Raw genomic sequence first — 25580 nt, 5'->3', positions numbered from 1 at the left:
CTTTTAGCACCTGGATAATCTGCTCTTCAGTGTACTTCTTGCGCTGCATTTCGAGTCCTCCCGTTCGCTATATTCTAGCAGAGAACTCTAAGAGCCAATGGCATTATTTACGGGGGAAAGGTCAAAAAACATTACCAAATAATAGTATCATTACCGGAAGTCTGGTAAACTACGGTTATGCGTATTTTGACTTGATGTATATACCGTATGTTGATTAGTAAAATGGTTTAATAGGTAAAAAATTACTGGAGTTCGTGCATATTAGGTTTGGCTACAGAAAATCACTGCTTCAATATACGTTTGGTCTACTGTGGCTGACCTAACTAGACTTATAAATTAACGTTATCTATAGTGCTATGGGAAAGGTGAATCAAGTATGTATAAGAAAAAAATATGTCGTTTGGTACTATTTACATGTTTGGTATTCCCCATGATATTTTCTGCCATTTCCTGCAAATCGTCGCCGGTGAATGAGAAAGCGATGGTGCAGGTCTGGACTACGGCGGATATTTCACAGGAAGCACCGCTGGCTTACGGTCTGGCGGTGGGCGACGGGCGTCAAATCCTGACCGTTATCAACTATGAAGAAGAAGTCCCGGATACCTTATACGTAGGGAAGCCGGGCCAGCCGCGTTATCCCGCTGATATCAAAATCATGGACCCGCGCAACAGCGTTACGGTCCTGTATATGGATAAAGCAGTGTTCCCTGCGGCGGATATTGCTGAAGCCGGAAGCTATAATGCGGGTGATAACGTCACCGTGCACGGCTGGCGGGTCACGGACTTTAAGGAAATCGTCCGGTATCAAGATAATATCCCGTCTATCGGCGGACGGTTCACGCTGGAAGAAGGCCCGCGCAACGACCTCCCTGGAGCCATAGTAACCGGGCGGGACGGCAGGGTTATCGGTCTGCTGGGCACGGACTATAATACCTTTGTTATGCGGTTAGGTCCTCCCGGCATGACGTCGCCGATGATTGATATACACGATGCGCTGGCATTACTGGCGGACTCGGAAAGCCATGTATGGTCGCAGATGCCCGTTGCCATGGTTATCACTACCAGAGATACTTTAACCGGCCATGCATCCTCACAGCCTCCGGACTCAAAATATACCGAGATAACAGCTTGCATCCAGACGCTGCTCGGGACAATGGGCGAACCATTACCGGCGGACGAATTACCTGCCTATTATAGAAGCTTCAGTTGGGGCGACCCTCAAAACACTGACGGTATTTTGTTGAGCGTACTATATCCCCGTCCGGTGGAATTAAGGAGCTCCGACGGGGCGTCGGCGGCTATGGCGCGATGGGTGGGGATTCAGTGGGGAAGGAGTGAAGTCAAGCCGGACAGGTTGCTTTACGGACATGTTCTAGCCGGTAACGCCGTGGTTGACGGCGGATTCGTGTTACCGGGCGGTATCACATCCTTAGCGAATTTAATAACTCCCTAAAGGAACCCCCCTCTCCCCCCTCCCGCTTTTACGTTATTACTAGCCAGAACTAATGTGAGGGATGTTTGTCTTTTTACACAGTAGAAAGGAGGTATCTGGGTATGAAATATCTCGCTTGCCTGGGTGCCTTACTGGCGCTGGTAATCGGCGTTTCCGCCTGCGCGCATGATGACATAACGCCAACTACCATGTCCGATATACCACACCCTCCCTGGGCGGATATCGGGGTCTATTTTGATTAAGGTAAAGCAATAACCATCAATGCGGGTGATGAATTTATCATCGGGTTTCCCATGTCTCTTGACCATTTCCCCGTAATGAAAGAGGTTTACGACGAAAACATGGTGATGCTGGTGGACGAAGAATCTAATGCTACCGAGGAACAAGACCAAGCTCCCGCCTATAGCTGGTTTCTCTTTAAGGCGCTGGAAACAGGGGAGACGCAGATTACTATCCAGCAGCGCACTCACCTGATAGAAACACTTCAAGACTAGCAGGCGATTAATATAGTAATCAAATAGGTCTTACAGCTAGCGTACCCCCGTATCCTTTTCCCCGCCCCGCCGTTATAACTAGTATGAAGTACATTATTATTCATATCGCCGGGCTGGTGGTGCTGGCGGGACTGGTGCTGCTTAACGGTCTAATCAAATAAGCGGTAAAATATCTGGACCGGGCGCGTACTTGTGCCCGCCCGGGGAAAAACCTGAGGAGTGCTCAATATGAAATACTCTGTATTAGTCCTAGCTCTGGTGCTGCTGGTATCCGTCCTGGCGTCTTGTGGCGGCTCTCCCTCTGTCACTACCACCCCGCCCACCACCTCTCCCACTGGCATGCCGCAGTACCGCCCCATTGACGTCGTCGCCGTTACCGGTCCCATCTCGCCCATTAACCCCGGCGGGCCTACCGTCGAGATTACCCTGCATAATTCCGGGTCGGAGCCGGTTGTTGCCTTGACCGCCACGCTGGAGATGGCCCGGGCTTATGAGTTCGACTTCGCGGTTACCGCCGCCAGCCCCATGGCCGCCGGCCAGACGGTCAGTGTCCGGCAAACGCTCATCGGCGGCGGCATCAGCAGCGGGACATCATATCAGCTCAAGATTAACGCCACCTTGCAAAGCGGCTCGGATATTGAATATACTGTTTCCGTGCAAATCAGCGAGCCGTCTGCCAAGTAGGCTGGAAGTAGTCCCGTAACCCCTCACTAAATATTCCCGCCCCCTGTCCCGTCTCCCTTTTCCCCGGCTGAAAGGAGGTATCTGAGCATGAAATATCTCGCTTTCCTGGGTATCCTGCTATCGCTGGTAATCGGCTTCTCAGCCTGTGCCGTTGGCGCCGCTCCGCCCCCTACCGGCGGCTACGGCACTTACGTCTCTAAAAATTACGGCGTCCGGGTACAGTTGCCGGGAGGCTGGGCGGTGTCGGAGGGGCCGGAAAGCCTTATGATGAAGGGGGAAACCGGCCTGGTGTCTTTCAATAGCTGGGGCGATACCGGCTTCTGGGCGCGGGCGGTAACGGAAACTGCCTCCGGCGGCTCCTTTTCCTGGGAATTCAGTCCGGGAGTAGTGGCATCACAGATTCCCAGGGGTGGGGCTTACGTGGCACTGGTGCTGGCGGCCTCCGGGCCGCCTTCTTCAACCACTACTACCCCGCCCGGCGTCACGCCCCCGGACTTAAGCGGACTTTATGAGTCCCACGATTGGCGGCAGGAGACCACGGCCTATTTCAAGAGCTTTACGGTGGGGGAATCTCAGTTTATTCTCATCATTGCCTGTAGTAAAAATGCCGCGGATGCGACTGTCGACCAGGTGAATGCTCTGCTGCAAAGCTGGCAATTCAATGCTCCGCTCACTGATATCGCCGTATCTGCCGCTGCTCCGTCCGGTGAAAGACCGGTGGAAGTCGTTTGTGTAGCCCGGGACTATAAACCCGGTGAGCTGGTGAATCCCGGCGGCCCCAAGGTAGTTATAATCTTAAGAAATACAGGCCGTGAGCCCATTGTCTCTTTGCTGGCTAATCTGGATCTGCAACAAGGCAGGATTTACAACTTTACCTTCGATGATGTTTCCGATTCCCACCCCCTGCTGACTGATAAAAACGCCAGTAAAACACAAACGCTCATCGGCGGCGGCATCAGCAGCGGCTTGGTATACCCTCTGGAAATAGCGGCAACGTTACAGAGCGGCGAGACCTGTATCTACACGGAACAGGTGATGGTAGCTGATGCCCAGCCGGCAGAAACACCGCCCCCGCCCACCCCGATGGTCTCTCTGATACTGGACGGCGTTACGGTGACCATAGAGCCCGGTCCGGGCAGCTATTTCCAGAATTCAGCCGGGGAACTGTATGGGGTGGCGCTGATGGATGTCAGCTTGGCAATGGGCGTGTGCGAACAGGATTATTTCTCCCCTTGGACAACTTCCAATGCCTTCAAAGCGGGGGACGCCTGCATTATACTGAGCGGCAGCGTCCTGAACACGGATAAGGAAAGACCGGAATTGAATCTGTGGGCTGAAGGCTATGACGCGGATGGGCAGCAAGTATCCTGGACTCTGGACGCGTCTAATTTGGTCGGGCGGATTAATATAAGGGTGGAGTACAACCAGACCGGCGGGTTTGTTATCCACCTGAGTCCGGATGCCGGCCTGCGCACTATTCGTATATTCCTGGTCAGCTACGAGTTTCCGCCGCCATAGATTTTACCCCGTTGTATACCGCCAACAACGCTTTGACGCTATAACGTTATGATGTTATAATGTCACTGTTTGTGGAGGTGACATTATGGCCGCATTAACCAAGAGGACCACCGTCTATCTGGACCCTGTTTTACATAAAGCCCTGCGTCTCAAGGCAATAGACACAGAACAATCCGTTTCTGAAATCATCAATGAAGCCGTAAGAATGGCATTGGAGGAAGACGAAGAAGACTTACTGGTCTTTGAAGAACGGAAGGACGAACCGCTTATTAGTCATGAAGAAATGATGAAAAGGCTAAAAATAGATGGCCTTATATAAGTTGGTGTATAAGTCATCCGTACACAAAGACCTAAAGTCGATTCCCAAAGCCAGCCGCCTCCGGATTTTTAAGCGTTTAGAGAAGTTAGCCAAAAATCCAAGGCCGTCGGATTGTAAAAAATTGCGAGGTCAGGATAAATACCGTATTCGCCAGGGAGACTACCGGATTCTCTATACTATCATCGATGATGAACTGGTAATCTGGATTATTGAAATCGGTCACCGCAAGGACATCTACAGGGTAAGTGAAGAAAAAGAAAAATATGCGGCGGAAAACCTGAAAGTGAAAAACCTGAAGCCGTCCGACCCTAGAAATAATACCTGAACCCCTCCGCCGATGCCTCGAACCCCAGCTCGCGGTAGAACTTGTGCGCTCTCTCCCGCCGCTTGTCGCTGGTCAGTATTACCTTGTAGCACCCCGCCTCCCGCGCCCGCGCCAGGCAGTACTCCATCAGCTCTTTGCCGATGCCCCTGCTCCGGCATTTTTCGTCCACCACCACGTACTCGATAACGCCGAAAGACGCTGTGTCGTGAGCAAAGCCGGGCAGGATGGCCAGCACGGTCGTCCCCACCGCCTCCCCGTTTTCCTCCGCCACCAGCAGGCTGTAGCCGGGGTGTTCCTGTATCTGTCTCAAAACGCGGCGGCATTCCTCCGGCGGCGGGCTTTTATAGTCGACCGGATTAAAGGAAAGCTGCCGGTAAAGCTCCAGCAGCCTGGGGATGTCTTTCTCTGTGGCTTTTCTGATTATCATGACGTTATTCTATCATATCCTCGCTATAATCGGGTAAACCCATTATTGAGGTAAGTAAACACACGATGATTTCGGGGTATTGACGTCCCTCTTTCGTAAAGTCGAAGATTCCGCATGAAATCGGAAAGGGACAGGAGGGAGATTTTGACTCCGTCGTTCCGACTCCGTATCAAGTACGGATTCACCTTGAATGGTTCACCGTGAACGGGGTAAATTCCGGCTGGAATCCACCCTCTGCCGGCCTCTCATTTCGGGGCATAGGCGTCTCCCTTTCATAAAGGGAGATAAGAGAGGGTTTTTAGCCATCCTGCAATCTGTCGTCCCTCTCCCTGCCAGCGGAGAGGCTTGCCCGCCGGAGCTTTAGCGCAGGTGGGGATAAGAGGAAAAGGGGTTGGTCCCAATGTCCTGTCTATCGCCCCCCTCCGCCAGCGTGTGAAGCTTGCCCGCCGGAGCTTTAGCGCAGGCGGGAGGACAAGGGTAAGAGGTAAGTTACCCCAATGATATTTCGGGGTATCGGCGTCCCACTTTGAAAAAGTCCCGATTCACCCTGTTCATCCGGGATTCCGTATGAGGAACGAATCGGAAGGAGATAAGAGAGGGTTTTTAGCCATCCCGCAATCTGTCGTCCCTCTCCCTGCCAGCGGAGAGGCTTGCCCGCCGGAGCTTTAGCGCAGGTGGGGATAAGAGGAAAAGGGGTCAGTACCAATATCCTGTTTACCGTCCCCCCTAGAAAACGTCCTTCCTCACCACCGTCTCTTCCCGCCTTGCCCCCACGGATATCAGCGCCACCGGGCAGCCGGTCAGCTCTTCCAGCCGCTTGATGTAGCCTTGCGCGTTGGGTGGCAAATCTTTAAACGTGCGGGCGTCCACGGTGGACTTTTCCCAGCCCGGCAGCTCCTCGTACACCGGCTGGCACTTTTCCAGCGCCGTGATGCTGGCGGGGAAATTGTCGATGACCTTCCCGTCCAGCCTGTAGCCGGTGCAGATTTTCAGCGTCGGGAAAACGTCCATGATATCCAGCCGCGTGATGGCTATCGCCGTAAAGCCGTTGATGCGGGTGCTCAGGCGGGCGGCTACTGCGTCGAACCAGCCGCAGCGGCGGGGGCGGCCGCTTACCGTGCCGTATTCGTGTCCCCGCTCCCGGATGGTTTCGGCGGTCGCGTCGTTCAGCTCGGTAGGCATGGGCCCGGCGCCCACCCTGGTCTGGAACGCTTTAAAAATGCCCAGTATTTGCGTAATCTTGTTGGGTGCGATGCCCGCTCCCAGGCAGGCCCCGGCGGACGTTGGGGACGATGATGTGGTAAAGGGATAGGTGCCGTAGTCCGGGTCCAGCAGGAAGCCCTGTGCGCCTTCCAGCAGCACCGGCTCGTTCTTGGCTATGGCTTCCGCCAGCACCGCGGAGGTATCGCAGATATTGGGCGCCCAGCGGTCGGCGTAGGCGCAGTATTGCTCATAAATAGGGCCGAACTCCAGCGGCTTGGCTCCGTAGGCCCCCGCCAGTATCCGGTTGATTATCTCCAGCGTGGTGGTCAGCCTGTTGCGCAGCACTTCCTTGTCCAATAGGTCGCCGGCCCTGATGCCCGTGCGCGCCACCTTGTCGGCGAAGGCGGGGCCGATGCCTTTGCGCGTGGTGCCGATGGCCTTGTCCCCCAGCGCTTCTTCCTGCAGCCCTTCGACGACTATATGGTAGGGCATAATCAGGTGGGCGCGGTCGCTGATGAGCAGCCTGGCGGTGTTGATGCCGCGGGCGTTCAGCCCGTCTATTTCCGAGTTCAGTACCGCCGGGTTGATGACCACCCCGTTGCCGATGATGGAGGTGGCGTCTTGGTAGAAAATGCCGGACGGCGTCAGCCGCAGTTTGAATTCCCCGTGAGGATTGACCACGGTATGGCCCGCGTTATCGCCGCCGGAGAAGCGCACCACGTACCGGGCTTTCTCCGCCAGCATGTCCACCATTTTGCCTTTGCCTTCGTCTCCCCACTGGGCTCCGATTACTGCTACAACCGGCATTTTTACCTCCTATCGCCAAAACCCATACATTCTACCATCGTACACGTGGCATGTCTATCGTCGCCGTAGCTAATCACGAGCGTGGACGGATGCCCTGTCCTCACGCTGGCTTTAGCCGCAGTTATTTCACTGTTTATTCCGTGCTAGCTGGGAAAATCTCTGCTACGCTGGTGCTAACGGGAATCAGGTTGACCGCCGGTTATTCCCTCAGCTTGCGCCAGGCGTAAACCATGCGTTCGACCACGGTGTACCAGCTGAAGAAAGTGATGATGCACAGGGCTATCAGCAGCGCCGGGTCGAACCTGCTCAGCATCAGTCCCAGCGCCAGGACGATTACCCTCTCCGGCCGGGTGAAAAGCCCGGCTTTGCATTCTACCCCCAGCCCCTCCATCCGGGCCCGCGTGTAGCTCACCAGCAGCGAGCCTACCAGCGCCGCCCCCACCAGCATGCACTCGGCGAAGTCCCCGCCCCGCACGAATACCGCCAGCAGGCACACCAGTAGCAACGCCTCGGAAAGACGGTCCAGCGTCGAGTCCAGTATCGCCCCGAAGCGGCTGGTCTGGTTGGTCAGGCGCGCCAGCGCCCCGTCCAGCATGTCGAAGAATCCGGCGACAAGCACCACGATGCCGCCCGCCAGCAGATGTTCCGTAATCACCAGCGCTGCCGCGCCGGCGGTAATGATAAAGCCTATCCAGGTCACGGCGTTAGGGGTGAGCGGGGTTTTGGCCAGCAGCCGCACGATGGGCTGGGTGACGTTGCCGGCGATGCTTTTCCGGGCGGTTTCCAGTTTCGGCATTATGCAGTTTTTCCTGATGCGGTGTTAGTTCAAAGCTTTATTTTACCGGTGCGGCGCTGTTGCGCTTGATATTGTCCAGCGTCATCGTATAATAGTCCAGCACTTTCTTGGCCAGTACTGTCCAGTCGTATTGCATGGCCTTCGGTTTGCCTCTGGCCCCCATCTGCTCCCGGAGCTGCTTGTCCCGGATGAGCTTTAGTATGGCCGCGGCCAGCTGCTCGGATTCCCGCGGCGGCACGGTTATGCCCTCCACGCCGTCGGAAAGGACGGCGGTGAACCCGTCGATGTTGGACGCCACGATTGGTTTGCCCACCGCCATGGCCTCCAGCAGCACTATCCCCTGGCTTTCCCAGCCGGTATTGGGGAAGCACACGATGTCCGCCGTCTTGTAATACCGCGGCAGGTCGCTGTAGGTGGCGTAGCCGGTGAAATTCACGTCCGTTATGCCGTGCTGGCTGATGCGTTTTTCGTACTTCTTGCGCAGCCGCACCCCCGGCCCCACCTGGATAATGCGGCAGTCCGGGACTTCTTTCTTGACCAGGCGGTAAGCTTCGAGCAAATAATCGAACCCCTTCCGCTTTTCCAGCCTCCCCACGAAGAGGATATTGGTCTTGGACCCGTCGAATTGCTCGAAAGGTTTCACGCCGTTACTGAAATGGTGCGTGTCCACCCCGTTGGGAATGATGGTGTATTCGGACGGGAAGTACTTATTGACATAATCTTTGGCTACCTTGGAAACAGCCAGTCGCCCGTCCAGCTTGCGGAACCAGCGGTCGAAGTACCACTTCATGACGGGGGAGAACATGGTGTACCAGGGCTTGCCGCCGGAGGCGTGGAAGGTGCCCACCATCGGCGCTTTCTTGAGCCGCAAAATGGTGGTGCAGAGGGTGGGCATCAAAGGCTCGTGCAGGTGGCAGATATCGAACTGCTCGCGCTCGAAGACGTCTTTGATGGCGTGTTCGAGTATTAAAGACATGGTGACCCGCGCTATGGAGCCGCTGACGGGCACCGGGCGCGGTGTCCCGATGCGTATGAATCGGTCGCCCAGGGTATGGATGGCTTTGGAGGCCGGGGCGATTATCTTGACCTCGTGCCCCATCCGGGTGAACTGCTGCTCCAGGCAGGATATATGGTTCCCTACCCCGCTGGGATAAGCGAAGTCATAGGGAGAGACCAGGGCTATTTTCATCTCGGACTATTTTGCCCCCCGCTTTTTGGCCGGTTTCTCTTTAGCGTTTAAAGCGTTGGCGGCGATGAACTCTTCCGTCTTGGTCCGCGCTTCGGAGTCGCTGTACTGTATCGGCGGGGTTTTCATGAAATAGGATGAAGGCCCGGTCAAGGCGCCCTTGAGGCCTTTGTCCAGCGCCAGCTTGCAGCAGCGCAGCGCGTCTATCACCACGCCCGCGGAGTTGGGGCTGTCCCAGACTTCCAGCTTGGCTTCCACCAGCAGGGGAACGTCCCCGAAGGTGCGGCCTTCCATCCGGATATGGCAGAACTTGCGGTCGAGCAGGAACGGCACGTAGTCGCTCGGCCCCACGTGGATATCGCCGGCGTCCAGCTTGTAGGGGAGCTGGGAGGTTACCGCGCCGGTCTTGGAGATTTTCTTGGACTCCAGCCGCTCGCGCTCCAGCATGTTGAGGAAGTCCGTGTTCCCCCCGAAGTTGAGCTGGTAGGTCTTTTCCAGCTTCACCCCGCGGTCCACGAACAGCTTGGTCAGCACCCGGTGCACGATGGTCGCGCCCACCTGGCTCTTGATGTCGTCGCCGATAATCGGCAGGCCGTGGTCGGCGAAGCGGGTCGCCCAGTCCTTGTGGCTGGCTATAAAGACCGGTATGCAGTTGACCATGGCGCAGCCGGCCTGTAAAATCTGTTCCACGTACCATTTGGTGGCCATTTCGCTGCCCACCGGCAGGTAGTTGAGTACCACGTCGGTCTTGGTCTCTTTCAGCACCTTGACGATGTCCACCGTCGGCGGGGGCGCTTTCTGGATAATCTCGGAGAGGTATTTGCCCAGTCCGTCATGGGTCATGCCCCGCATTACCTTGACGCCGGTGATGGGCACGTCGCAGAACTTGTAGGTGTTGTTGGGCTTGGTGTAAATGGCTTCCGCCAGGTCTTTGCCCACCTTGTTTTTATCTACGTCGAAGGCCGCCACGAAGTTGATATCGCTGATGTGGTAGCCGCCCAGGTTGACATGCATCAGACCCGGTACTTCTTCGGTTTCCTTGGCGTCCTTATAGTAGTGCACGCCCTGTACCAGGGACGAGGCGCAGTTGCCCACGCCGATAATCGCCACATTTATCTTCCCCATTTATTCACGTTTCCCCTTTCTGAATTAGATGAAGCCGGAAATGAAAACGACCGAATATTAAGCTTGAGAAAGCATCCGATGCACTATACTCTCATTGGAAGCCAAATGTCAAGGAGTGAAGCTGGAAATAGTTGACATAATAGTGTTTCGCCCTACGATGAAGGGAAAAGCTCGCGCTTGATGTCCAGGATGATGTCCGCTATTAGCTCCGGCGCGTTGGCGGCGTAGTACTTGGCGCATTCCACACTTAGCGCGCCGTGCATCAGCCCTTCGCTTATCTTCTGTTTCAGACCCAGCAGCTCGCCCACGTGCCGGGCCGGGTACAGCACGTTATTGTTTACTACCGGCACCAGTATGTCCCCCAGTCCGTCCAGCGCCTCGCTGAATGCCTCCGGGGTGAACTCGGCTATTTCCCGGCCGTACAGTTTGAGCACCTTGGCTTGCTGCGTCACGTTAAAGCTGTCGTCTTTGGAAACGCCGCCCAGCGCCGCCGGGTCCAGCGTGCCTCTTCGACGGTAGATATGCTCCAGGAGTTTGCCTGTCTTGAGGCGGAAGTCCTGCTTGAACCCCTCCGCCAGGACCTGCACCTTGTCATGGTATTTTATTTCCGCCCGGGCCGCCGCCACGGCCATTTTCTCCCCGTCCGCCACCCCGAAGTCGCCCAGGTTGACCGCCGCCCCCAGCAGTCCGGTGGCGTGGACGTATATCATCACCCGTTGTTTACCCCGCCCCCCGTCCCGGTAAGCGCAGCGCGCCGCCACCCCCGCCGTGTGGTTGTCTATCCAGAGCTTGGGGAAGGGCAGGGTATCGTCCGGCGGCCGGTCTACGCTGCCGGAGTGCGGCGCCGCCCAGACCGTTTGCGCCGCCGCCCCCCACACGTAGGAGTAGAAGCTGTCCCGGGCCGCCGCTTTTTTAGCGTATTCATTTTCATCCGCCGCCGCGAAGGCGATGTCTCCCAGCCATTGATAGCCGCCGGGCAGGGCGGCGTGATAATCCACGGCTTCTTGCGGGGTGGGCCTCGCCCTGTTGAAATCTATGCCATACCTGCCCGCCGTTATGTCCTCGTCGTCCGGTATGCGGGAAGCTTTACTAACGATAAACCGCCGCTGCCGGTCTTTGGCGTCGTACACCTCGAAGTTGGGATTGTTTTCTATGAGCGAAAACTCCCGCCGGAAGTCCGCCGTCACTCCCAGGTAAGCGCCGTATTCGTCCTCGTCAACCGGTTTCATCAGATAAAAACCTTTTTAGGCCGCCAGTATTCGTCGCCGACTTCGTGCGTTAGTATGGCCAGGAAGCGCCCGTCCGCGCTGTAGGCCCGTCCGTAGCCCTGCCCCGTTTCCCCTTTCCCGGTTTTCAGGCGTACCGGACTGCCGGTCTTTATGGCCGCTTCATCGACTTCATCTACCGTGAACGACGGCATGTCCTGTAGTACGCTGTCGATGGGGTGGAGGTATTGTTGCCAGTCCCCGGTCTGTACGCCCGTTTCCAGTTGCGTCAATGTAATGGCGTCTTTGATGTCGAAGATGCCGCAGCGGGTGCGCGTTAGCTCTTTAAGGTGCGCCCCGCAGCCCAGCCTCTCCCCCAGGTCGTGCGCTATCGACCTTACATACGTCCCTTTGCTGCACTCTATTTCCAGTGTGACCAGCGGCGGTTGCCAATCGAGCAGTTCCAGCCGGTATATCGTTACCGGCCGGCTTTCCCGCTCGATGTCGATGCCGGCGCGGGCCAGTTCGTAGAGTTTCTGTCCCTGGTGTTTCAGGGCGCTGTACATCGGCGGGACTTGCCGTATGTCGCCGCGGAAGGGGCTAAGCGCCTCTTCCAGTTGCATCACGTCTACGCCGGAAGCGTCCCCGCGGCGGGTGACCTGCCCGCTTGCGTCATAGGTGTCGGTAGCCGCCCCCGCCTCGATGACGGCGCGGTAGGCCTTGGTGCTGTCCGCCAGGAACTCCACCACCCGCGTGCCCTTCCCCAGGCATACCGGCAGCACCCCGGTGGCGTCCGGGTCCAGCGTCCCGGCATGACCCGCGTGCCGCTCCCCCGTCAGCCGCTTTACCGCCGCCACCACCCCGTAAGACGTCTTCCCCGCCGACTTGTTGATGTTCAGTATACCATCCATTATCTTGCCATGTTTCCTTACTTAAGGTTTATATCCGACAACACAAAATTTGATGTAAATCTAAATCCGGACCGCTTCGGTAGGGGCGGGTCTCCAACCCGCCCTGCTTCTCTGTCATTGCAGAAGCGCAGCAACGAAGCAATCTCCCCGCCTTATCCCCCCGCTCACCCTGAGTGAGCGACTTTGTCGCCATCCCGCACCGATTCGTACCTCATCCGGTGTCCCGCATGACCATGGGGAATCGGGACATGACGCAGGAATCGGGACTTGTCGAAGGGTCTCCCCGCCTTTCTCCCCCTGTCGCTTCCTTGACACTTGTTACTTGCTACTTGTTACCTGTTACCCATCTCCCTCTCTGCCAGCGGAGAGGGAGATACAGAGGGAGAGGTTCGTTCCCTCCCTGCTTCTGTCCCCGCCTTATCCCCCGCTCACCCTGAGTGAGCGACTTTGTCGCCATCCCGCACCGATTCGTACCTCATCCGGTGTCCCGCATGACCATGGGGAATCGGGACATGACGCAGGAATCGGGACTTGTCGAAGGGTCTCCCCGCCTTTCTCCCCCTGTCGCTTCCTTGACACTTGTTACTTGCTACTTGTTACCTGCTACTTGTTACCTGTTACCCATCTCCCTCTCTGCCAGCGGAGAGGGAGATACAGAGGGTGAGGTCGGTATTCCCTTCCCCCGCGTCACCATCCCCTTCCTTTTCTCCACTAACCCCTATATACTAAAAACTGTTAACTGTTAACTGTTAACTGTAAACTATAAACTGTTAACTATAAACTCCCCCTTACCCCTGCTTAACATAAATTAAAAAACAAATACCCGGTTATTGAAGCTGACTTACCATAAACTAAAAAACAATTACTTAGCTATAAATCGTACGTGGGACTTAGTAAAAAAAATAAAAAATCAAATAACAATTCTTTCCGTGATTTTACCCGTCCTCTTTGTCCTAACCTTTCCTTTCCTATCATCTCCCTCTCTGCCAGCGGAGAGGCCTGCCCGCCGTACAAGACTTTGGCAGGCGGGGAGATACAGAGGGAGAGGTTCGTTCCCCCTTGTCACTCCTTTAGAGTTTAGATATTAGTATTTAGAACTTCTCTCTACCTACCCCCTACCACCCCTTCACCCTCCTTATCCGCTCCAGCGCCTCCTCGATTTGCGGCAGGGAGAGGAAAAGCGTCGCTCTCATGTAGCCCCGCCCGCTCTCCCCGAAGTACGACCCCGGCATCAGCGCCACGTGCGCCTTGCTTATCAGCGTATTCAGCACGAAGTCCTCGTCGCTGAAGCCCTCCGGCACCTTTATCCAGAGGTAGGGGGTGGCGGCGGGCACTTCCACCTTGAGCCCCAGCTCCCGCAGCCCCTTGCTGAAGACGTCCCGCCTGGCTTTGAGCTCTTTAAGGTACGCCTGCATCTGCGCCCTGATGGCGGGACTGGTCAGGGTGTCCGCCCCGGCTTTCTGCTTGTACCATTCCACGCCCTGGCTGTGCTGGCTGGAAGCCTTGAGCCAGCGGTTGATGTTCTCCTCGCTGCTGACTATCCACGCCAGCCCTATGCCCACGTAGTTATAATGCTTGGAGAGCGACACGATTTCGAAACCGCGTTCCATCATGCCCGGAATCTCGGTTATGGACACGGGACGGGTCTTGTCGTCGAAGACGTAGTCTTTATAGGCTTTATCGAAGATGCCGGTCACGTCCGCCGCTTCCATTTTGGCCAGCAGCGATGTGTAGTATTCTTTGTTCGCCACCGCTCCGGTGGGATTGTTCGGGTCGCAAAAATAAAAAGCCGCCGGTTTGTCTGTCTCTTTAAAACTGAACTCCGGCAGCCACCTGGTTTTCGCCGATGTCCCCACCCGCGCCGCCTGGTGTCCGGACAGCACGGTGGCGGCTTCATAGACGGGATAGACCGGGTCGGGGATATAAATCGTCCCCTCGTCGAACAGGCTCGCCATGTAGTAGAGAACTTCCTTGGCCCAGCCGGTGACCATGATGTTCTCCGGCCGGAGCTTTACATTGTGCTTCACCCGGTAGTCCTCGATGATAGCCTCGATAAGCTCCGGGATGCCGCGTTCCGGGTGCGTATCGCAGGGATAGCCGTAGGTGGACTTGTCCGCCAGCACCGCCCGGGCCAGCGCTTCCTTAACAGCCTGGGGTGCCTCCCTGTCCGGGATGCCGATGCGCGCGTTGATGACCGGCACGCCGTCCCGCTGCTCCGCCTCCCTGGAGATTTTGGCCACCTTGCGGAAAGGATAGTCCGGAATACTGTCCAGCAGCGGTGAATACTTCATGTTTTCTCCTCATTAAATATAAGTATAGGATAATAATAGCAAGTCGGGCGGTAGCGGGCAAACGGGGGAACTGGAGAATAGTATAAAATGGACGGTTTTGCACGAATTGTCTCCCTTTTGTAAAGAGCCTGCCCTGAGCGAAGCGAATGGGGAGAGCGAGAGGGTTTTTAGAAATCTACCCCTTGTTTTCTTTGGTAACCTCGTCGATGAGCCGCTGGATTTTTTCTCCGTGCTCGATGGAGTTGTCCCACATAAAGATGAGTTCCGGAGTATAGCGCAGCCTGGTTTTCTGGGCGACGCCGGTGCGCAGAAAGCCCGCCGCGGCGCTTAAGATGCTCAGTATCCTGTCCTTGTGCTGCTGCCCGCTCATGGTGCTGACGTATACCTTGGCGGTCTTGAGGTCCGGGGAAGTCTCTACCTCCGTGACGCTGACGAACTCGTCCAGGCGAGGGTCTCTCAGCTCATGCTGGATGAGCTCGCTGAGCTCGCGGCGGATAAGCGTATTAACGCGTTCGATGTGGTGTGACACGGCTTGAGTTCCGGCGGTTGCTTACCTGCCGGATTTCTCCATTCGGTAGAATTCCAGAACGTCGCCGACCTTGAAATCATTGAAGTCTTTGACGCCCACTCCGCACTCGTAGCCGGCCGCCACTTCCCTGGCGTCGTCCTTGAACCGCTTGAGGCTGATAACGCTGGAATCGGCCAGTATTTCCTTGCCCCGCCGCACCCTTACCAGCGCGTTGCGGGTTACCTTGCCGTCCGTGACCAGCACGCCGGCCGCTTTGACTCCCTTGCCGGCCGAGAATACCGCCCGTACGTCCGCCCGTCCGTCGATGACCTCGACGAACTTGGGTTCCAACAGTCCCTTCAAAGCTTTATCCACGTCGTCGGTCAGCGTGTAGATAATATTGTAAAAGCGGATGTCCACGCCGGTGGCGGCTGCCAGGTTGCGGGCGCCTTCTCCAGCGGTGACATTGAACCCGATGATAAGCCCCTTTGAGGCCGAAGCCAGCATGACGTCGCTCTCGGTGACGTCGCTGGTGGCGCTATGGATAATCCTTACCTTGACTTCGTCCGTCCCCAGACGCTCCAGGGTCGTGCGGATAGGCTCGATGCTGCCCTGCACGTCCGTCTTGAGGATGACGTTAAGCTCTTTTACCTGCCCGGTGCTTATCTGGTCGTAAAGGTTGTCCAGGTTGACCGCCTGCGCTTTTAACGACTCTTTTTCTTTTTCCGCCCGCTTGCGGGTGAGGATAGCCTGGGCGTGTCGTTCGTCGGCTACGGCAATGAGCGTATCGCCTACCTCCGGCACGATGTCCAGTCCCAGGATTTCTGCCGGCATGGAAGGCTCAGCTTTCTTGATGCGTTTGTTCTTGTCGTTGAACATTGCCCGGATCCTGCCCCATGCCATCCCTACCACCACCGTATCTTCCTCTTTGAGCGTGCCGGACTGTATCAGCACGGTGGCCAGCGGCCCCATCGTCTTGTCCATTTCCGCCTCGATGACGACGCCGGCGGCGGGCAGGTTGGGATTGGCTTTAAGCTCTTCCATTTCCGCCACCAGCAGCAAGCTTTCCAGCAGCTCTTTGATGCCCTTCTTTTCCTTGGCGGAAATCTCCACGCAAACAACGTTGCCGCCCCACTCCTCGATAACCAGCCCGGCTTCCGTCAGCTGCTGTTTGACCAGGTTGGGGTTGGCGTTGTCTTTATCTATTTTATTGATAGCCACGACGATAGGTACTTCCGCTGCTTTGGCGTGGTTGATAGCCTCGCGGGTCTGCGGCATCACGCCGTCATCCGCCGCTACGACAAGTATCGTGATATCGGTGATATTGGCGCCGTGCGCGCGCATGGCGGTAAAAGCCTCGTGGCCGGGGGTATCTAAAAAGGTTATCTTGTGTCCGTCTATAGTTGCCTGGTATGCGCCGATGTGTTGGGTAATGCCGCCGGCTTCTGAGTCCACTACGTTGGTCTGGCGGATGGCGTCCAGTAGCTTGGTCTTGCCGTGGTCTACGTGACCCATCACGGTCACCACCGGTGGGCGCGGCACCAGGTTTTCTGCGTCCTTGCCGTACTTGCGTTTTCGCTGCTTGCCCTCCTCGGCGGCGGTGGCCATCATCTGGTCTTTGATGGGGGTGAGGTGGGGTTTAAAGCCCAGGGTGGAGATAATGGGCGCGGCGGTATCATAGTCAATTAGCTGGTTGATGTTGGCCATGATGCCATTGCGCATCAGCTGCTTGATGATATTGATGGAGTCGATATTCAACAGCTCCGCCAGCTGGCGTACGCTTATAGAGCGTGGTATATCCAGCACAGGGGTCTTGTCCTGTACCGCTTCCTTGCCCGCTTTTTCGGCGGCGCTTTCAACGGCTTTTTCCGGTTTTCCGGCTCTAACCAATGGTCAACTCCTTCAGCAGGTCTTTCCCGTTTTTATACAGCTTTTCCAGGTCGCCCCGGCTTACGCTGCCTTTCAGGGCATGCTCCAGGCAGGTGCCCTTTAAAGCTTTTTCCCAGCATGCCGACTCCCGGCACAGGTAAGCGCCCCGCCCTTCCTTTTTCCCCGTTGCGTCTATTTCCACCTTGCCGGCTGGCGTGCGTACCAGCCGCACCAGGGCCCGCTTGTCCTTTACCTGGCGGCAGGCGGCGCAGGTGCGCTGCGGTACCGGTCGGGCGTTAGAGATACTCCTCCTCATCCTCCACCACGGTATAATCACGGCGGCCCTTTTTGGCCTTTACGCCTTCATCGCCGCTTTCGCGGGTGAAGCCGCCCTTCTTTTTCTTCTTGGTTTTAGCGGGCTTGTCCACATCCTTCACTCGCCGCGGCGCCATAATATCCTCGGCAAAGCGTATCTTGGGCTGGTTTTCGCCGGTGTGTTCCAGCCTTATCTGCGGCGGCATGAGAATCTCGGCGGCTACCGGTTCGGGTTCTTCCGCTTTTTCTGCCACTGCGGCAGGTTCCTCGGTCAGTTCCAGGTTATCGATTCCGGCCAGCATTTCTTCTGACAGCGCTTCGGCGGCCGGAGCTTTAGCCCCCACCTCCACCAGTTCTTCGGGCAGGGGTGCTTCAATTTCCTCGGCGGCGGGGGTGGGTTTGACCTCTTTTATCTTTTCCGCCTCGGCGGTGGAAGCGCTCTTGATATCGATGCGCCAGCCGGTGAGCTTGGCTGCCAGCCGGGCGTTCTGTCCCTCTTTGCCTATTGCCAGTGAAAGCTGCTTGTCCGGCACGATAACGGTGGCTACCTGCGCATCTTTATTCAGTTGCACCCCGACGATGTGCGCCGGGCTGAGCGCGCTGGCGATGAAATTGGCCGGCTCCGCGTTCCACATTACCACGTCTATCTTCTCGCCGTTAAGCTCGCTGACGATGTTCTGTATGCGTATGCCCCGCAGCCCCACGCAGCACCCCACGGGGTCGATGCCTTCCTGCTTGGCGGCCACGGCTATCTTGCTCCGGAAGCCCGCTTCCCGGGCGATGGACTTTATCTCCACCGTGCCGTTATAGACCTCCGGCACTTCCAGCTCGAATAAGCGCCGCAACAGCTCCGGGTGAGAGCGGGAGACGATTACTTTGGGCCCTTTGCCGGTGCGCGCTACCTGTAGTAAGACTACCTTGAGGCGCTGCCCCACGCGGTAGCGCTCGGAGCGTACCTGCTCCGATGTCGGCAGCACGGCTTCGGTCCGTCCGAGGTCGATAAATGCCTGTCCGGCCTCGAAGCGCTGGACGACGCCGCTGACCACTTCGCCTTCTTTATCGGCATATTCCTCGAAGATGGCGCTGTGCTCCGCTTCATGGAGACGCTGGAGGATGACCTGCTTGGCGGTCTGTGCCGCGATGCGTCCGGCGTTTTCCGGGGTGGACTCTATCAGGATGGTCTCGCCCATCTTGATATCCGCTTTGAGTTTCTTGGCTTCCCTCAATGTGAGTTCCATCTTGGGGTCGGCCACCTTTTCCACCACTGTTTTTTCCGCCCACACCTCAACTTTACCGGAATTGGGATTAATCTTGACGGCGATATTCTGGGTAGCGTTAAAAGTATCTTTCTTGTAGGCTGACACCAGGGCGGCTTCTACCGCGGTAAGAACCACGTCTTTGGGCAGGTTCTTTTCCGCCGAGAGCTGCGTTATAGCGAGCAAAAAATCGCTCTTCATCCGGCTCCAGACCTCCGCTATTCTTTTTCAAAAATTAAAAAAGTGGGACTCAAACCCACTTTTAAACAAAGCTATTCTTATCCCGGCAGCCTCATTATAACACCAAACAGTATTTGATGCAATATGAAATATAAGAAAAAGATGGCATGCCGCCGCCGTGGTTCTTACTTTAATACCGCATCAAAGAAAGCGGTTATGCGGTCGATGTACTCCTGGCGGTTAGTCACGTACGATTTCACGTGCTCGGCGCCGGGGACGATCCAGAGCTCATCGGCGGGATTATCGGCCGCCGCCAGCAGCCGCGCCGCATGGTCCGGCGGCAAAAAAGTGTCATCGGCGCCGTGAATAAACAGGATGGGCCGTGGCGCTATTTCCGGGACTACCGCCACCGGCTTCACCGCCGGGAAATCAACGCCGTAGAAAAGCTTGACCGTGAACAGCACGGGGGAGAGAAAGAAGCCGGGGAATCTGGTGCGCGCGCTGAATTCCCGCTTCATAATCTCGGTAATATCCGCGTAGCAGCTGTCCGCCACGATGCAGTCGATATCATCGTCCTCCGCCGCGGCGAAAATAGCGGTGGCGGCGCCCATGGAAAAGCCCAGTACCCCGGTGCTCCGGTAGCCCCGCCCCTTAACGAAATCGACCGCCCCCAGCAGGTCCCGCTTTTCATAGTACCCGGCGGAAAACTTGCTGCCCCCGGACTCCCCGTGGCCGCGCAGGTCGAACATCAGAACGCTGTAATCATGACCGGCCAGCGCCGCCGCAATCCCGAGTGTGTCTATGGAGGGGTCGGCGCGGTTCTCGTCGCTCCCGTGGACGATGATGATGATTTCCCGGCTGTTGCCGGACGGGATAAGCCAGCCGCGCAGGGTGAGGTTGTCCGTCCTGCTTTGAAAGGAGACATCCTGGTACTGCAATCCCAGGTCGGCCGGGCTGCCTTGTATGGGCACCCGTTTCACCGTGGTCATGGTATGTCCCAGGTAAGCGGAGATGCCCAGGAACGCCGTTACCAATACGGTTGCTATGATGATCAGGGTTTTCCACCGCCATCTCATGCTGTCCGCCTCAGTTAATGGCCGCCGCTGCATTTTTCTATTTATCCATTATAGTCATCCCGGGGCTGTTGTCAATGTAGCGGACTGGTATTACCACGGCTATTACCGGGCATTACGTTTTTATAAACTGTCTTTTTTTACCCGACGGGAATGTGTATAATTAAGGTTAGCGCCCATTTAACCCTCCCCCCTTTTCCCCGGAGAAATAAATATGAATACAGCCGAACTGAAAGCCGGAATCGCCAGAGACATAGATGCCCGGGCCACTCAACTAAGCGAGTTGAGCCGGAACATCCATGACACTCCGGAAACGGCCATGAAAGAGCGCCAGGCCTGCGGCTGGCTTACGGAATATCTCCAGGCAAACGGGTTCACCGTGGAGACGGGTATCTGCAAGCTCTCTACCGCTTTCCGGGGCAGTTACGGCCGGGGCACGCCGGCTATCGCGTTCCTCGCCGAATACGATGCCCTTCCCAAACTTGGCCATGCCTGCGGGCATAACCTGATAGCCACCAGCGCTATCGCCGCCGGCGTGGGGGCTAAGCGGGTGGTGGACGAGCTCGGCGGCAGCATTATAGTTTACGGAACCCCGGGTGAGGAAGGGGACGCCGGCAAGGCCATTATGGCGGAGCGGGGCGCTTTTAAAGACCTGGACGCGGCCATGATTACCCATCCGGGCGGGGGGCACCAGGTGCTGCTGGGCGCGTTAGCCTGCCAGACGCTGGAAGTTGAGTTTATCGGGAAAGCGGCTCACGCCGCTGCTGACCCGGAGGCGGGTGTTAATGCCCTGGAGGCTATGATACTTTCCTTTAACGCTGTAAACGCCCTGCGGCAGCACATGAGACGTACCGCCCGCGTTCACGGCATTATCACGGATGGCGGCGACGCGGCCAATATCGTCCCGGCGCATACCGCCGCCACTTTCCTGGTACGCGCCGTGGATGATGAATACCTGGATATTTTAAGAGAAAAGGTCTTAAATTGTTTCGCCGGAGCCGCGGCGGCCACCGGCGCGGAACTGAAATACAGGTGGGCGGGTGTACGCTACGCTGCCATGCGTAATAATATGACACTGGCGCGGCTTTTTAAAAATAACATGGAGTCCCTGGGACAGCCGATACCGCTGGGGGATACCGCCGAGTCCACCGGCAGCTCGGACGTGGGCAATGTCAGCAACCTGACCCCCACTATCCAGCCGATGGTCGCTATCGCGCCGGCGGATATTTCCCTGCATACGCCGCGCTTCGCGGAGATAGCGGCTACCCCGGAGGCATTTGCGACCATGCTCGGCGCCGCCAAAGCGATGGCGATGACTGCTGCCGACCTCCTGGCGGACCCGGAAGCCCTGGCCGCGGCGCGGGTGGAATTACAAAAAAGTCTGTAATAATCCTGAATTAGCAATATGTGTGAATGTAGTATTGTGGGTAAAAACCGGTGAAAGCCTATCTGGGTATAGATGTGGGGTCGGTCTCCACCAAGTTTGCCGTGCTGGACGGCGCGGCGGAGCTTATTGCCAGCCTGTACCTCCCCACCGGCGGGCGGCCGTTAGCCGTATTGCAGGAGGGGCTGGGGAAAATAGGGCGGATGCTGCCGCCGGATGTTGAGATTAAAGGCGCGGCGGCCACCGGCAGCGCCCGCTACCTGGCCGGGGCGATAGTGGGGGCGGATCTGGTTAAAAATGAAATCACCTGCCAGGCCGTGGCGGCGGTAAGGGCCGTGCCGGAAGTGCGTACGGTCATTGAAATCGGCGGGCAGGACAGCAAGCTGATTCTCATCCGCGACGGCATGGTGGCGGACTTCGCCATGAACACGGTCTGCGCCGCCGGCACCGGCAGCTTTCTGGACCACCAGGCGGCGCGTTTACGCCTGACCATCGGGGAGTTGTCCAGTCTGGCGCTGGAGGGGAAGGATAAAGTCCATATCTCCGGCCGCTGCACCGTTTTCGCTGAGTCGGACATGGTGCATAAGCAGCAGATGGGCCATGACGTTAAAGACATTATTTACAGCCTCTGCCGGACGCTGGTGCGCAATTATTTAAGTGACGTGGGTTCCGGCAAGGATATACAGTCGCCGGTGGTGTTCCAGGGCGGGGTGGCTTTCAACCGGGGCATCGTCCGGGCGCTGGAGGAAGAGCTGAAAACGGATATCACCGTGCCGCCGCACCCGGAGGTCATGGGCGCTATCGGGGCGGCTTTACTGGTAAGAGAAAAAGCGGCGGAAATGCAGGGACAGTGCGCTTTCCGGGGATTTTCCGTCAGCCGGGCCGTTTACGATACATCTTCGTTCGCCTGCCGCGCCTGTCCCAGCGCCTGTGAAATCGTCAGGATATCGGAAAAAGACCGGGTGATTGCCTGCTGGGGCGGCCAGTGCGATAAATGGGAGACCGGCAAGATAGCCGGAGGAGAGTAAACTAAAAATATGAAAATCGTTATCGATGCCGCCGGCGGGGACTACGCTCCGCACGAGGTGGTCAAGGGCGCCATTAAAGCCGTCCAGGAATACGGGGTGGAAATCATCCTGGTGGGGCGGCAAAATGTGGTCCGCAAGCTGGCGGAAAAAGCCCTCACCTTACCGGGACTGACCATCGTTGATGCCGCTGAGGTTATCGACTTCGGTGAGCACCCCATCAGGGCGCTTCAAAACAAACCGCATTCCTCTATCGTGGTCGGCATCAACCTGTTAAAAAACGGTCAAGCTGATGCTTTCGTCTCGGCGGGTAATACCGGCGCCGTGGTGGCGGCGGCGCTGCTTAACCTTGGCAAAGCCAAAGGAGTAAGCCGCCCGGCCATCGGCTGCTTCCTGGACAGGATTTCCACCAAGCCCGCGCTTTTAGTGGACGCCGGCGCCAACGCGGAATGCCGTCCGGAGCATTTGCTGGAGTTCGCCCGGCTGGGCACCATTTACAGCAAATACCTCCTTAAAATCCCTTCCCCCAAGGTAGGTCTGCTCTGTAACGGGAGGGAGGAAGGCAAGGGCAACCGCCTGGTGCAGGAGACCTACCAGCTCCTGAAAGAGGCTAAGGATATCAACTTTATCGGGAACATAGAGGGACACGATATCGTGAAAAAGACGGCAGACGTTGTGGTGACGGACGGTTTTACCGGTAATATCGTCCTCAAGACCATCGAAGGCCATAACGACAGCTTTTTAGCCGCGGTAAAGCAGATGGGGCAGGTCTTTTCCAGCGCTTCGCGCGTTCAGTCCAAAGACCTGCTGCATGACGTCGGGCTGAATACCCTGACACGGCGGCTGGACTATTCCGAGTACGGGGGCGCCTATTTGCTGGGCGTCAACGGCAATGTCATTATCGCGCATGGACGCAGCAAGGCCAAGGCCATTAAAAATGCCATCGGCCTGGCCAGGGCGACCGTGGAACGTAATATAACCGAAAAAATTAGAGAGGGGAAATATGAGCAAACCAGTGGAAGTACAGGAAGCTAAATTCGATGAAATGGTATTAAAGTCCAAGACACCGGCGCTGGTGGACTTCTGGGCGCCCTGGTGCGGCCCCTGCCGCATGGTAGCGCCTATCGTGGATGAACTGGCCGGAGAATATGAAGGCAAAGTGGTCTTCTTCAAGCTTAACGTAGACGATAACCAGAAAATCGCCCGGCAGTACGGCGTGATGAGCATCCCTACGCTGATTATCTTCAAGGATGGCCAGCCGGTATCCAACATCGTCGGTTTCCGGCCCAAGCCGGAGCTTAAGAAAAGCCTGGATACGGCACTCGCCGCCTAAGGCGAATTACCGAATCACAGGATACAATAACCAAAAACAGCCGGTGTTTTGAGCGGCTGGATTCAAAATACGTTTATATCCTGTTTCTTGGTTATTGGTTATTTTGAATAAGGGAGGTTGGGATTCTGATGAATACCCGTAAGCAATATGATGTCATCATCATCGGCGGGGGGCCGGCCGGCTTGAGCGCCGGGATTTATACCGCGCGCGCCCGGCTGAGCACTTTACTTATAGAGAAAATGGCCATCGGCGGGCAGATAATCAATGCGCCGCTGGTGGAAAACTATCCCGGTTTTACCGCCGGTATCAACGGCATCGACCTGACGCAGGCCATGCACGAGCAGGCTACCAAGTTCGGGCTGGAAACGCTTTATGACGAGGTCAGCGCCCTAGAAGTGAACGGCAAGGAAAAAATCGTCAAAACCCCGCAGGGGGATTTCAGCGCCGGAGTGGTTATAATCACTGGTGGGGCGGAGCGGCAAAAACTGGAGGTGCCGGGGGAGGAAGAGTTCAACGGCAAAGGCGTTTCTTACTGCGCCACCTGTGACGGCGCTTTTTACCGGGACAAGGTGGTGGCGGTCATCGGTGGGGGCAACTCGGCGGTGACGGAAGCGCTGGAGCTTACCAAATTTGCTACTAAAGTGTACCTGGTACACCGCCGCCATGAGCTGCGCGCTACCAAGATTTTACAGGAAAAATTGCTGGCGGATAAGAAGATAGAGGTGCTCTGGGACGCCGTGCCGGTGGCGGTAACCGGTGACGCTTTCGTGAAACAGCTGAAGCTGCGCGATGTCAATACCAAAAAAGAATCGGCCATAGATGTGGCCGGTGTCTTCGTCTCCGTGGGGTCGCAACCGGCTACCGGCTACCTCAAAGGACTCCTTACGCTGGACGCGGTAGGGGCTATCGTTACTAATGACAAGCTGGAGACCAATGTACCAGGTATCTTTGCCGCCGGAGACATACGCAGCGGCTCCATCCGGCAGGTAATCGGCGCCGCCGGCGAGGGTGCGGCCGCCGCCATCAACGCGGGAAAATATCTGAGCGAATAAATATCACACCGGCTGCCTTTGCGGGACCTGAATTTGAGGCGGGAGTTGATTTTACCCCCCGGTTAGTTGTTAAATATCTTGTCATCAAGAAAAGGAGAAAGACGTGAAGGTTATATTTATTGCGGATGTCCCCAATGTGGCGCGCGTCGGCGCTACTAAAGAAGTGGCTAACGGCTATGCCCGCAACTTCTTGTTCCCCCGGAAGCTGGCCGTGCTGGCTAATTCCCAGGCCGCCGCCGCCGTGGAAACGTACCTGAAGAAAATAGTCAAGCAGCGGGCTATCGAAGAAGCCCAGATGGCGGAAATCGCCGGGAAAATCAGCGGGCTGGAGATTACGCTGCGGGCTAAAGTGGGCGAGAATGATAAGCTCTATGGCTCGATTACCGGCGCGGACATCGCCGAGGCTTTGACCAAGGCCGCCGGCTGTGAAATAGACAAGAAACAGATAGACCTGGCCGAGCCGATAAAACAGGCCGGCGCCTGTAACGTAACCGTGAAGTTCACCCACGATATCACGGCGGTTATCAAGGTCAACGTCCTTTCCGAGGATGCCGTGGAGGGAAAACCCGCCAAGGCGGAAAAACCCGAAGCGCCCGCCGCGGAAAAACCGGCCAAGGAAAAGAAGGCCAAAGCCCCCAAGGCCGCCAAGGAAGAGAAACCGGCCGAAGAGGAAAAACCGGCTGAAGCATCCGCCGCGGAAAAGCCCGCCAAGGAAAAGAAAGCCAAGGCCCCCAAAGCCGCCAAGGAAGAAAAACCGGCTGAGGAAGAAAAGCCGGCGGAAGAGAAAAAGGAAAAGAAACCCCGGACCAAAGCCAAGAAAACGGAAGAATAGGATAAAAGG

26 protein-coding genes are annotated in these 25580 nt (G+C 56.7%); 13 read left to right on the top strand and 13 right to left on the bottom strand.

Translation table 11 applies throughout. The annotated features are described in order from the left end of the window. The first annotated feature begins 430 nt into the window (after positions 1-430). The 7 genes from WC370_03825 to WC370_03795 all read left to right on the top strand — a co-directional run bounded on the left by WC370_03825 (position 431) and on the right by WC370_03795 (position 4793). Positions 431-1453: a hypothetical protein gene (locus WC370_03825; protein ID MFA5308601.1), complete on the top strand. Its 1023-nt coding sequence runs from the start codon at positions 431-433 to the stop codon at positions 1451-1453. 101 nt (positions 1454-1554) lie between these two features. Further along, the gene (locus WC370_03820; GenBank protein MFA5308600.1) at positions 1555-1695 is read left to right on the top strand and encodes a hypothetical protein; all 141 of its coding nucleotides are present in this window, start codon (positions 1555-1557) and stop codon (positions 1693-1695) included. Positions 1696-1746: 51 nt separating this feature from the next. Beyond that, a complete protein-coding gene (locus WC370_03815; protein ID MFA5308599.1) occupies positions 1747-1947 on the top strand; it encodes a hypothetical protein in 201 nt (66 codons plus the stop codon). 228 nt (positions 1948-2175) lie between these two features. Then, a complete protein-coding gene (locus WC370_03810; GenBank protein ID MFA5308598.1) occupies positions 2176-2631 on the top strand; it encodes a hypothetical protein in 456 nt (151 codons plus the stop codon). Between the two features lie 87 nt (positions 2632-2718). Continuing rightward, positions 2719-4149 carry a hypothetical protein gene (locus WC370_03805; protein ID MFA5308597.1) on the top strand — a complete coding sequence of 477 codons (1431 nt, stop codon included), beginning with the start codon at positions 2719-2721 and terminating at the stop codon, positions 4147-4149. Positions 4150-4234: 85 nt separating this feature from the next. Then, complete coding sequence (locus tag WC370_03800) at positions 4235-4468, top strand: ribbon-helix-helix protein, CopG family (GenBank protein MFA5308596.1); 234 nt, start codon at positions 4235-4237, stop codon at positions 4466-4468. Beyond that, positions 4455-4793, top strand: coding sequence for a type II toxin-antitoxin system RelE/ParE family toxin (locus WC370_03795; GenBank protein ID MFA5308595.1), 339 nt, complete (start codon positions 4455-4457; stop codon positions 4791-4793). Before WC370_03800 ends, WC370_03795 begins: the two co-directional genes overlap by 14 nt. Here WC370_03795 and WC370_03790 read toward each other — a convergent pair. The 13 genes from WC370_03790 to WC370_03730 form a co-directional block, all read right to left on the bottom strand. After that, on the bottom strand, positions 4777-5220 hold the full coding sequence (locus WC370_03790) for a GNAT family N-acetyltransferase (GenBank protein ID MFA5308594.1): 444 nt from the start codon (positions 5218-5220) through the stop codon (positions 4777-4779). The two genes, WC370_03795 and WC370_03790, sit on opposite strands and share 17 nt — an antisense overlap. A 726-nt stretch (positions 5221-5946) precedes the next feature. After that, complete coding sequence (locus WC370_03785; protein ID MFA5308593.1) at positions 5947-7230, bottom strand: adenylosuccinate synthase; 1284 nt, start codon at positions 7228-7230, stop codon at positions 5947-5949. Between the two features lie 199 nt (positions 7231-7429). After that, positions 7430-8026 carry a CDP-alcohol phosphatidyltransferase family protein gene (locus WC370_03780; GenBank protein ID MFA5308592.1) on the bottom strand — a complete coding sequence of 199 codons (597 nt, stop codon included), beginning with the start codon at positions 8024-8026 and terminating at the stop codon, positions 7430-7432. Between the two features lie 37 nt (positions 8027-8063). Then, entirely contained in the window at positions 8064-9215 is a 1152-nt protein-coding gene (locus WC370_03775; protein MFA5308591.1) for a glycosyltransferase family 4 protein, read from the bottom strand. A gap of 6 nt (positions 9216-9221) precedes the next feature. Then, entirely contained in the window at positions 9222-10337 is a 1116-nt protein-coding gene (locus tag WC370_03770) for an inositol-3-phosphate synthase (GenBank protein ID MFA5308590.1), read from the bottom strand. Between the two features lie 152 nt (positions 10338-10489). Then, a complete protein-coding gene (locus WC370_03765; protein MFA5308589.1) occupies positions 10490-11566 on the bottom strand; it encodes a hypothetical protein in 1077 nt (358 codons plus the stop codon). Then, on the bottom strand, positions 11566-12453 hold the full coding sequence (gene truB / locus WC370_03760) for a tRNA pseudouridine(55) synthase TruB (GenBank protein ID MFA5308588.1): 888 nt from the start codon (positions 12451-12453) through the stop codon (positions 11566-11568). Before truB ends, WC370_03765 begins: the two co-directional genes overlap by 1 nt. A gap of 1115 nt (positions 12454-13568) precedes the next feature. Then, a complete protein-coding gene (locus WC370_03755; protein ID MFA5308587.1) occupies positions 13569-14744 on the bottom strand; it encodes a pyridoxal phosphate-dependent aminotransferase in 1176 nt (391 codons plus the stop codon). Between the two features lie 175 nt (positions 14745-14919). Then, on the bottom strand, positions 14920-15273 hold the full coding sequence (gene rbfA / locus WC370_03750) for a 30S ribosome-binding factor RbfA (GenBank protein ID MFA5308586.1): 354 nt from the start codon (positions 15271-15273) through the stop codon (positions 14920-14922). Between the two features lie 21 nt (positions 15274-15294). Then, the gene (gene infB, locus WC370_03745) at positions 15295-17142 is read right to left on the bottom strand and encodes a translation initiation factor IF-2 (GenBank protein MFA5308585.1); all 1848 of its coding nucleotides are present in this window, start codon (positions 17140-17142) and stop codon (positions 15295-15297) included. Next, positions 17135-17437, bottom strand: a complete 303-nt coding sequence (locus tag WC370_03740; protein ID MFA5308584.1) for a YlxR family protein — start codon at positions 17435-17437, stop codon at positions 17135-17137. Before WC370_03740 ends, infB begins: the two co-directional genes overlap by 8 nt. Further along, on the bottom strand, positions 17418-18893 hold the full coding sequence (gene nusA / locus WC370_03735; GenBank protein MFA5308583.1) for a transcription termination factor NusA: 1476 nt from the start codon (positions 18891-18893) through the stop codon (positions 17418-17420). Before nusA ends, WC370_03740 begins: the two co-directional genes overlap by 20 nt. Before the next feature lie 164 nt (positions 18894-19057). Beyond that, complete coding sequence (locus WC370_03730; protein ID MFA5308582.1) at positions 19058-19948, bottom strand: alpha/beta hydrolase; 891 nt, start codon at positions 19946-19948, stop codon at positions 19058-19060. Between the two features lie 211 nt (positions 19949-20159). Between WC370_03730 and WC370_03725 the strand changes: the two genes are divergently transcribed. From WC370_03725 to rplI, 6 genes are all read left to right on the top strand, one after another. Continuing rightward, positions 20160-21332 carry a M20 family metallopeptidase gene (locus WC370_03725; protein ID MFA5308581.1) on the top strand — a complete coding sequence of 391 codons (1173 nt, stop codon included), beginning with the start codon at positions 20160-20162 and terminating at the stop codon, positions 21330-21332. 50 nt (positions 21333-21382) lie between these two features. Next, positions 21383-22357, top strand: a complete 975-nt coding sequence (locus WC370_03720) for an acyl-CoA dehydratase activase (GenBank protein ID MFA5308580.1) — start codon at positions 21383-21385, stop codon at positions 22355-22357. A gap of 9 nt (positions 22358-22366) precedes the next feature. Then, positions 22367-23389 (top strand): phosphate acyltransferase PlsX, encoded by a 1023-nt coding sequence (gene plsX, locus WC370_03715; protein ID MFA5308579.1) that lies wholly within the window; start codon positions 22367-22369, stop codon positions 23387-23389. Then, complete coding sequence (trxA, locus tag WC370_03710; protein MFA5308578.1) at positions 23358-23687, top strand: thioredoxin; 330 nt, start codon at positions 23358-23360, stop codon at positions 23685-23687. Before plsX ends, trxA begins: the two co-directional genes overlap by 32 nt. Positions 23688-23815: 128 nt before the next feature. Next, positions 23816-24739, top strand: a complete 924-nt coding sequence (gene trxB, locus WC370_03705; GenBank protein MFA5308577.1) for a thioredoxin-disulfide reductase — start codon at positions 23816-23818, stop codon at positions 24737-24739. A 103-nt stretch (positions 24740-24842) separates the two neighbouring features. Continuing rightward, positions 24843-25571, top strand: a complete 729-nt coding sequence (gene rplI, locus WC370_03700) for a 50S ribosomal protein L9 (protein ID MFA5308576.1) — start codon at positions 24843-24845, stop codon at positions 25569-25571. Positions 25572-25580: the final 9 nt, after the last annotated feature.

It is taken from the genome of Dehalococcoidales bacterium, from assembly GCA_041652735.1.
Classification (GTDB): domain Bacteria; phylum Chloroflexota; class Dehalococcoidia; order Dehalococcoidales; family RBG-16-60-22; genus RBG-13-51-18.
This window is presented reverse-complemented; position numbering and strand designations above follow the sequence as displayed.

Bases quoted from the DNA above. Each gene is read 5' to 3' on its own strand.
- WC370_03825 (MFA5308601.1), top strand. From the start codon at position 431: ATGATATTTTCTGCCATTTCCTGCAAATCGTCGCCGGTGAATGAGAAA.
- WC370_03820 (MFA5308600.1), top strand. From the start codon at position 1,555: ATGAAATATCTCGCTTGCCTGGGTGCCTTACTGGCGCTGGTAATCGGC.
- WC370_03815 (MFA5308599.1), top strand. From the start codon at position 1,747: ATGTCTCTTGACCATTTCCCCGTAATGAAAGAGGTTTACGACGAAAAC.
- WC370_03810 (MFA5308598.1), top strand. From the start codon at position 2,176: ATGAAATACTCTGTATTAGTCCTAGCTCTGGTGCTGCTGGTATCCGTC.
- WC370_03805 (MFA5308597.1), top strand. From the start codon at position 2,719: ATGAAATATCTCGCTTTCCTGGGTATCCTGCTATCGCTGGTAATCGGC.
- WC370_03800 (MFA5308596.1), top strand. From the start codon at position 4,235: ATGGCCGCATTAACCAAGAGGACCACCGTCTATCTGGACCCTGTTTTA.
- WC370_03795 (MFA5308595.1), top strand. From the start codon at position 4,455: ATGGCCTTATATAAGTTGGTGTATAAGTCATCCGTACACAAAGACCTA.
- WC370_03790 (MFA5308594.1), bottom strand. From the start codon at position 5,220: ATGATAATCAGAAAAGCCACAGAGAAAGACATCCCCAGGCTGCTGGAG.
- WC370_03785 (MFA5308593.1), bottom strand. From the start codon at position 7,230: ATGCCGGTTGTAGCAGTAATCGGAGCCCAGTGGGGAGACGAAGGCAAA.
- WC370_03780 (MFA5308592.1), bottom strand. From the start codon at position 8,026: ATGCCGAAACTGGAAACCGCCCGGAAAAGCATCGCCGGCAACGTCACC.
- WC370_03775 (MFA5308591.1), bottom strand. From the start codon at position 9,215: ATGAAAATAGCCCTGGTCTCTCCCTATGACTTCGCTTATCCCAGCGGG.
- WC370_03770 (MFA5308590.1), bottom strand. From the start codon at position 10,337: ATGGGGAAGATAAATGTGGCGATTATCGGCGTGGGCAACTGCGCCTCG.
- WC370_03765 (MFA5308589.1), bottom strand. From the start codon at position 11,566: ATGAAACCGGTTGACGAGGACGAATACGGCGCTTACCTGGGAGTGACG.
- truB (MFA5308588.1), bottom strand. From the start codon at position 12,453: ATGGATGGTATACTGAACATCAACAAGTCGGCGGGGAAGACGTCTTAC.
- WC370_03755 (MFA5308587.1), bottom strand. From the start codon at position 14,744: ATGAAGTATTCACCGCTGCTGGACAGTATTCCGGACTATCCTTTCCGC.
- WC370_03740 (MFA5308584.1), bottom strand. From the start codon at position 17,437: ATGAGGAGGAGTATCTCTAACGCCCGACCGGTACCGCAGCGCACCTGC.
- nusA (MFA5308583.1), bottom strand. From the start codon at position 18,893: ATGAAGAGCGATTTTTTGCTCGCTATAACGCAGCTCTCGGCGGAAAAG.
- WC370_03730 (MFA5308582.1), bottom strand. From the start codon at position 19,948: ATGAGATGGCGGTGGAAAACCCTGATCATCATAGCAACCGTATTGGTA.
- WC370_03725 (MFA5308581.1), top strand. From the start codon at position 20,160: ATGAATACAGCCGAACTGAAAGCCGGAATCGCCAGAGACATAGATGCC.
- plsX (MFA5308579.1), top strand. From the start codon at position 22,367: ATGAAAATCGTTATCGATGCCGCCGGCGGGGACTACGCTCCGCACGAG.
- trxA (MFA5308578.1), top strand. From the start codon at position 23,358: ATGAGCAAACCAGTGGAAGTACAGGAAGCTAAATTCGATGAAATGGTA.
- trxB (MFA5308577.1), top strand. From the start codon at position 23,816: ATGAATACCCGTAAGCAATATGATGTCATCATCATCGGCGGGGGGCCG.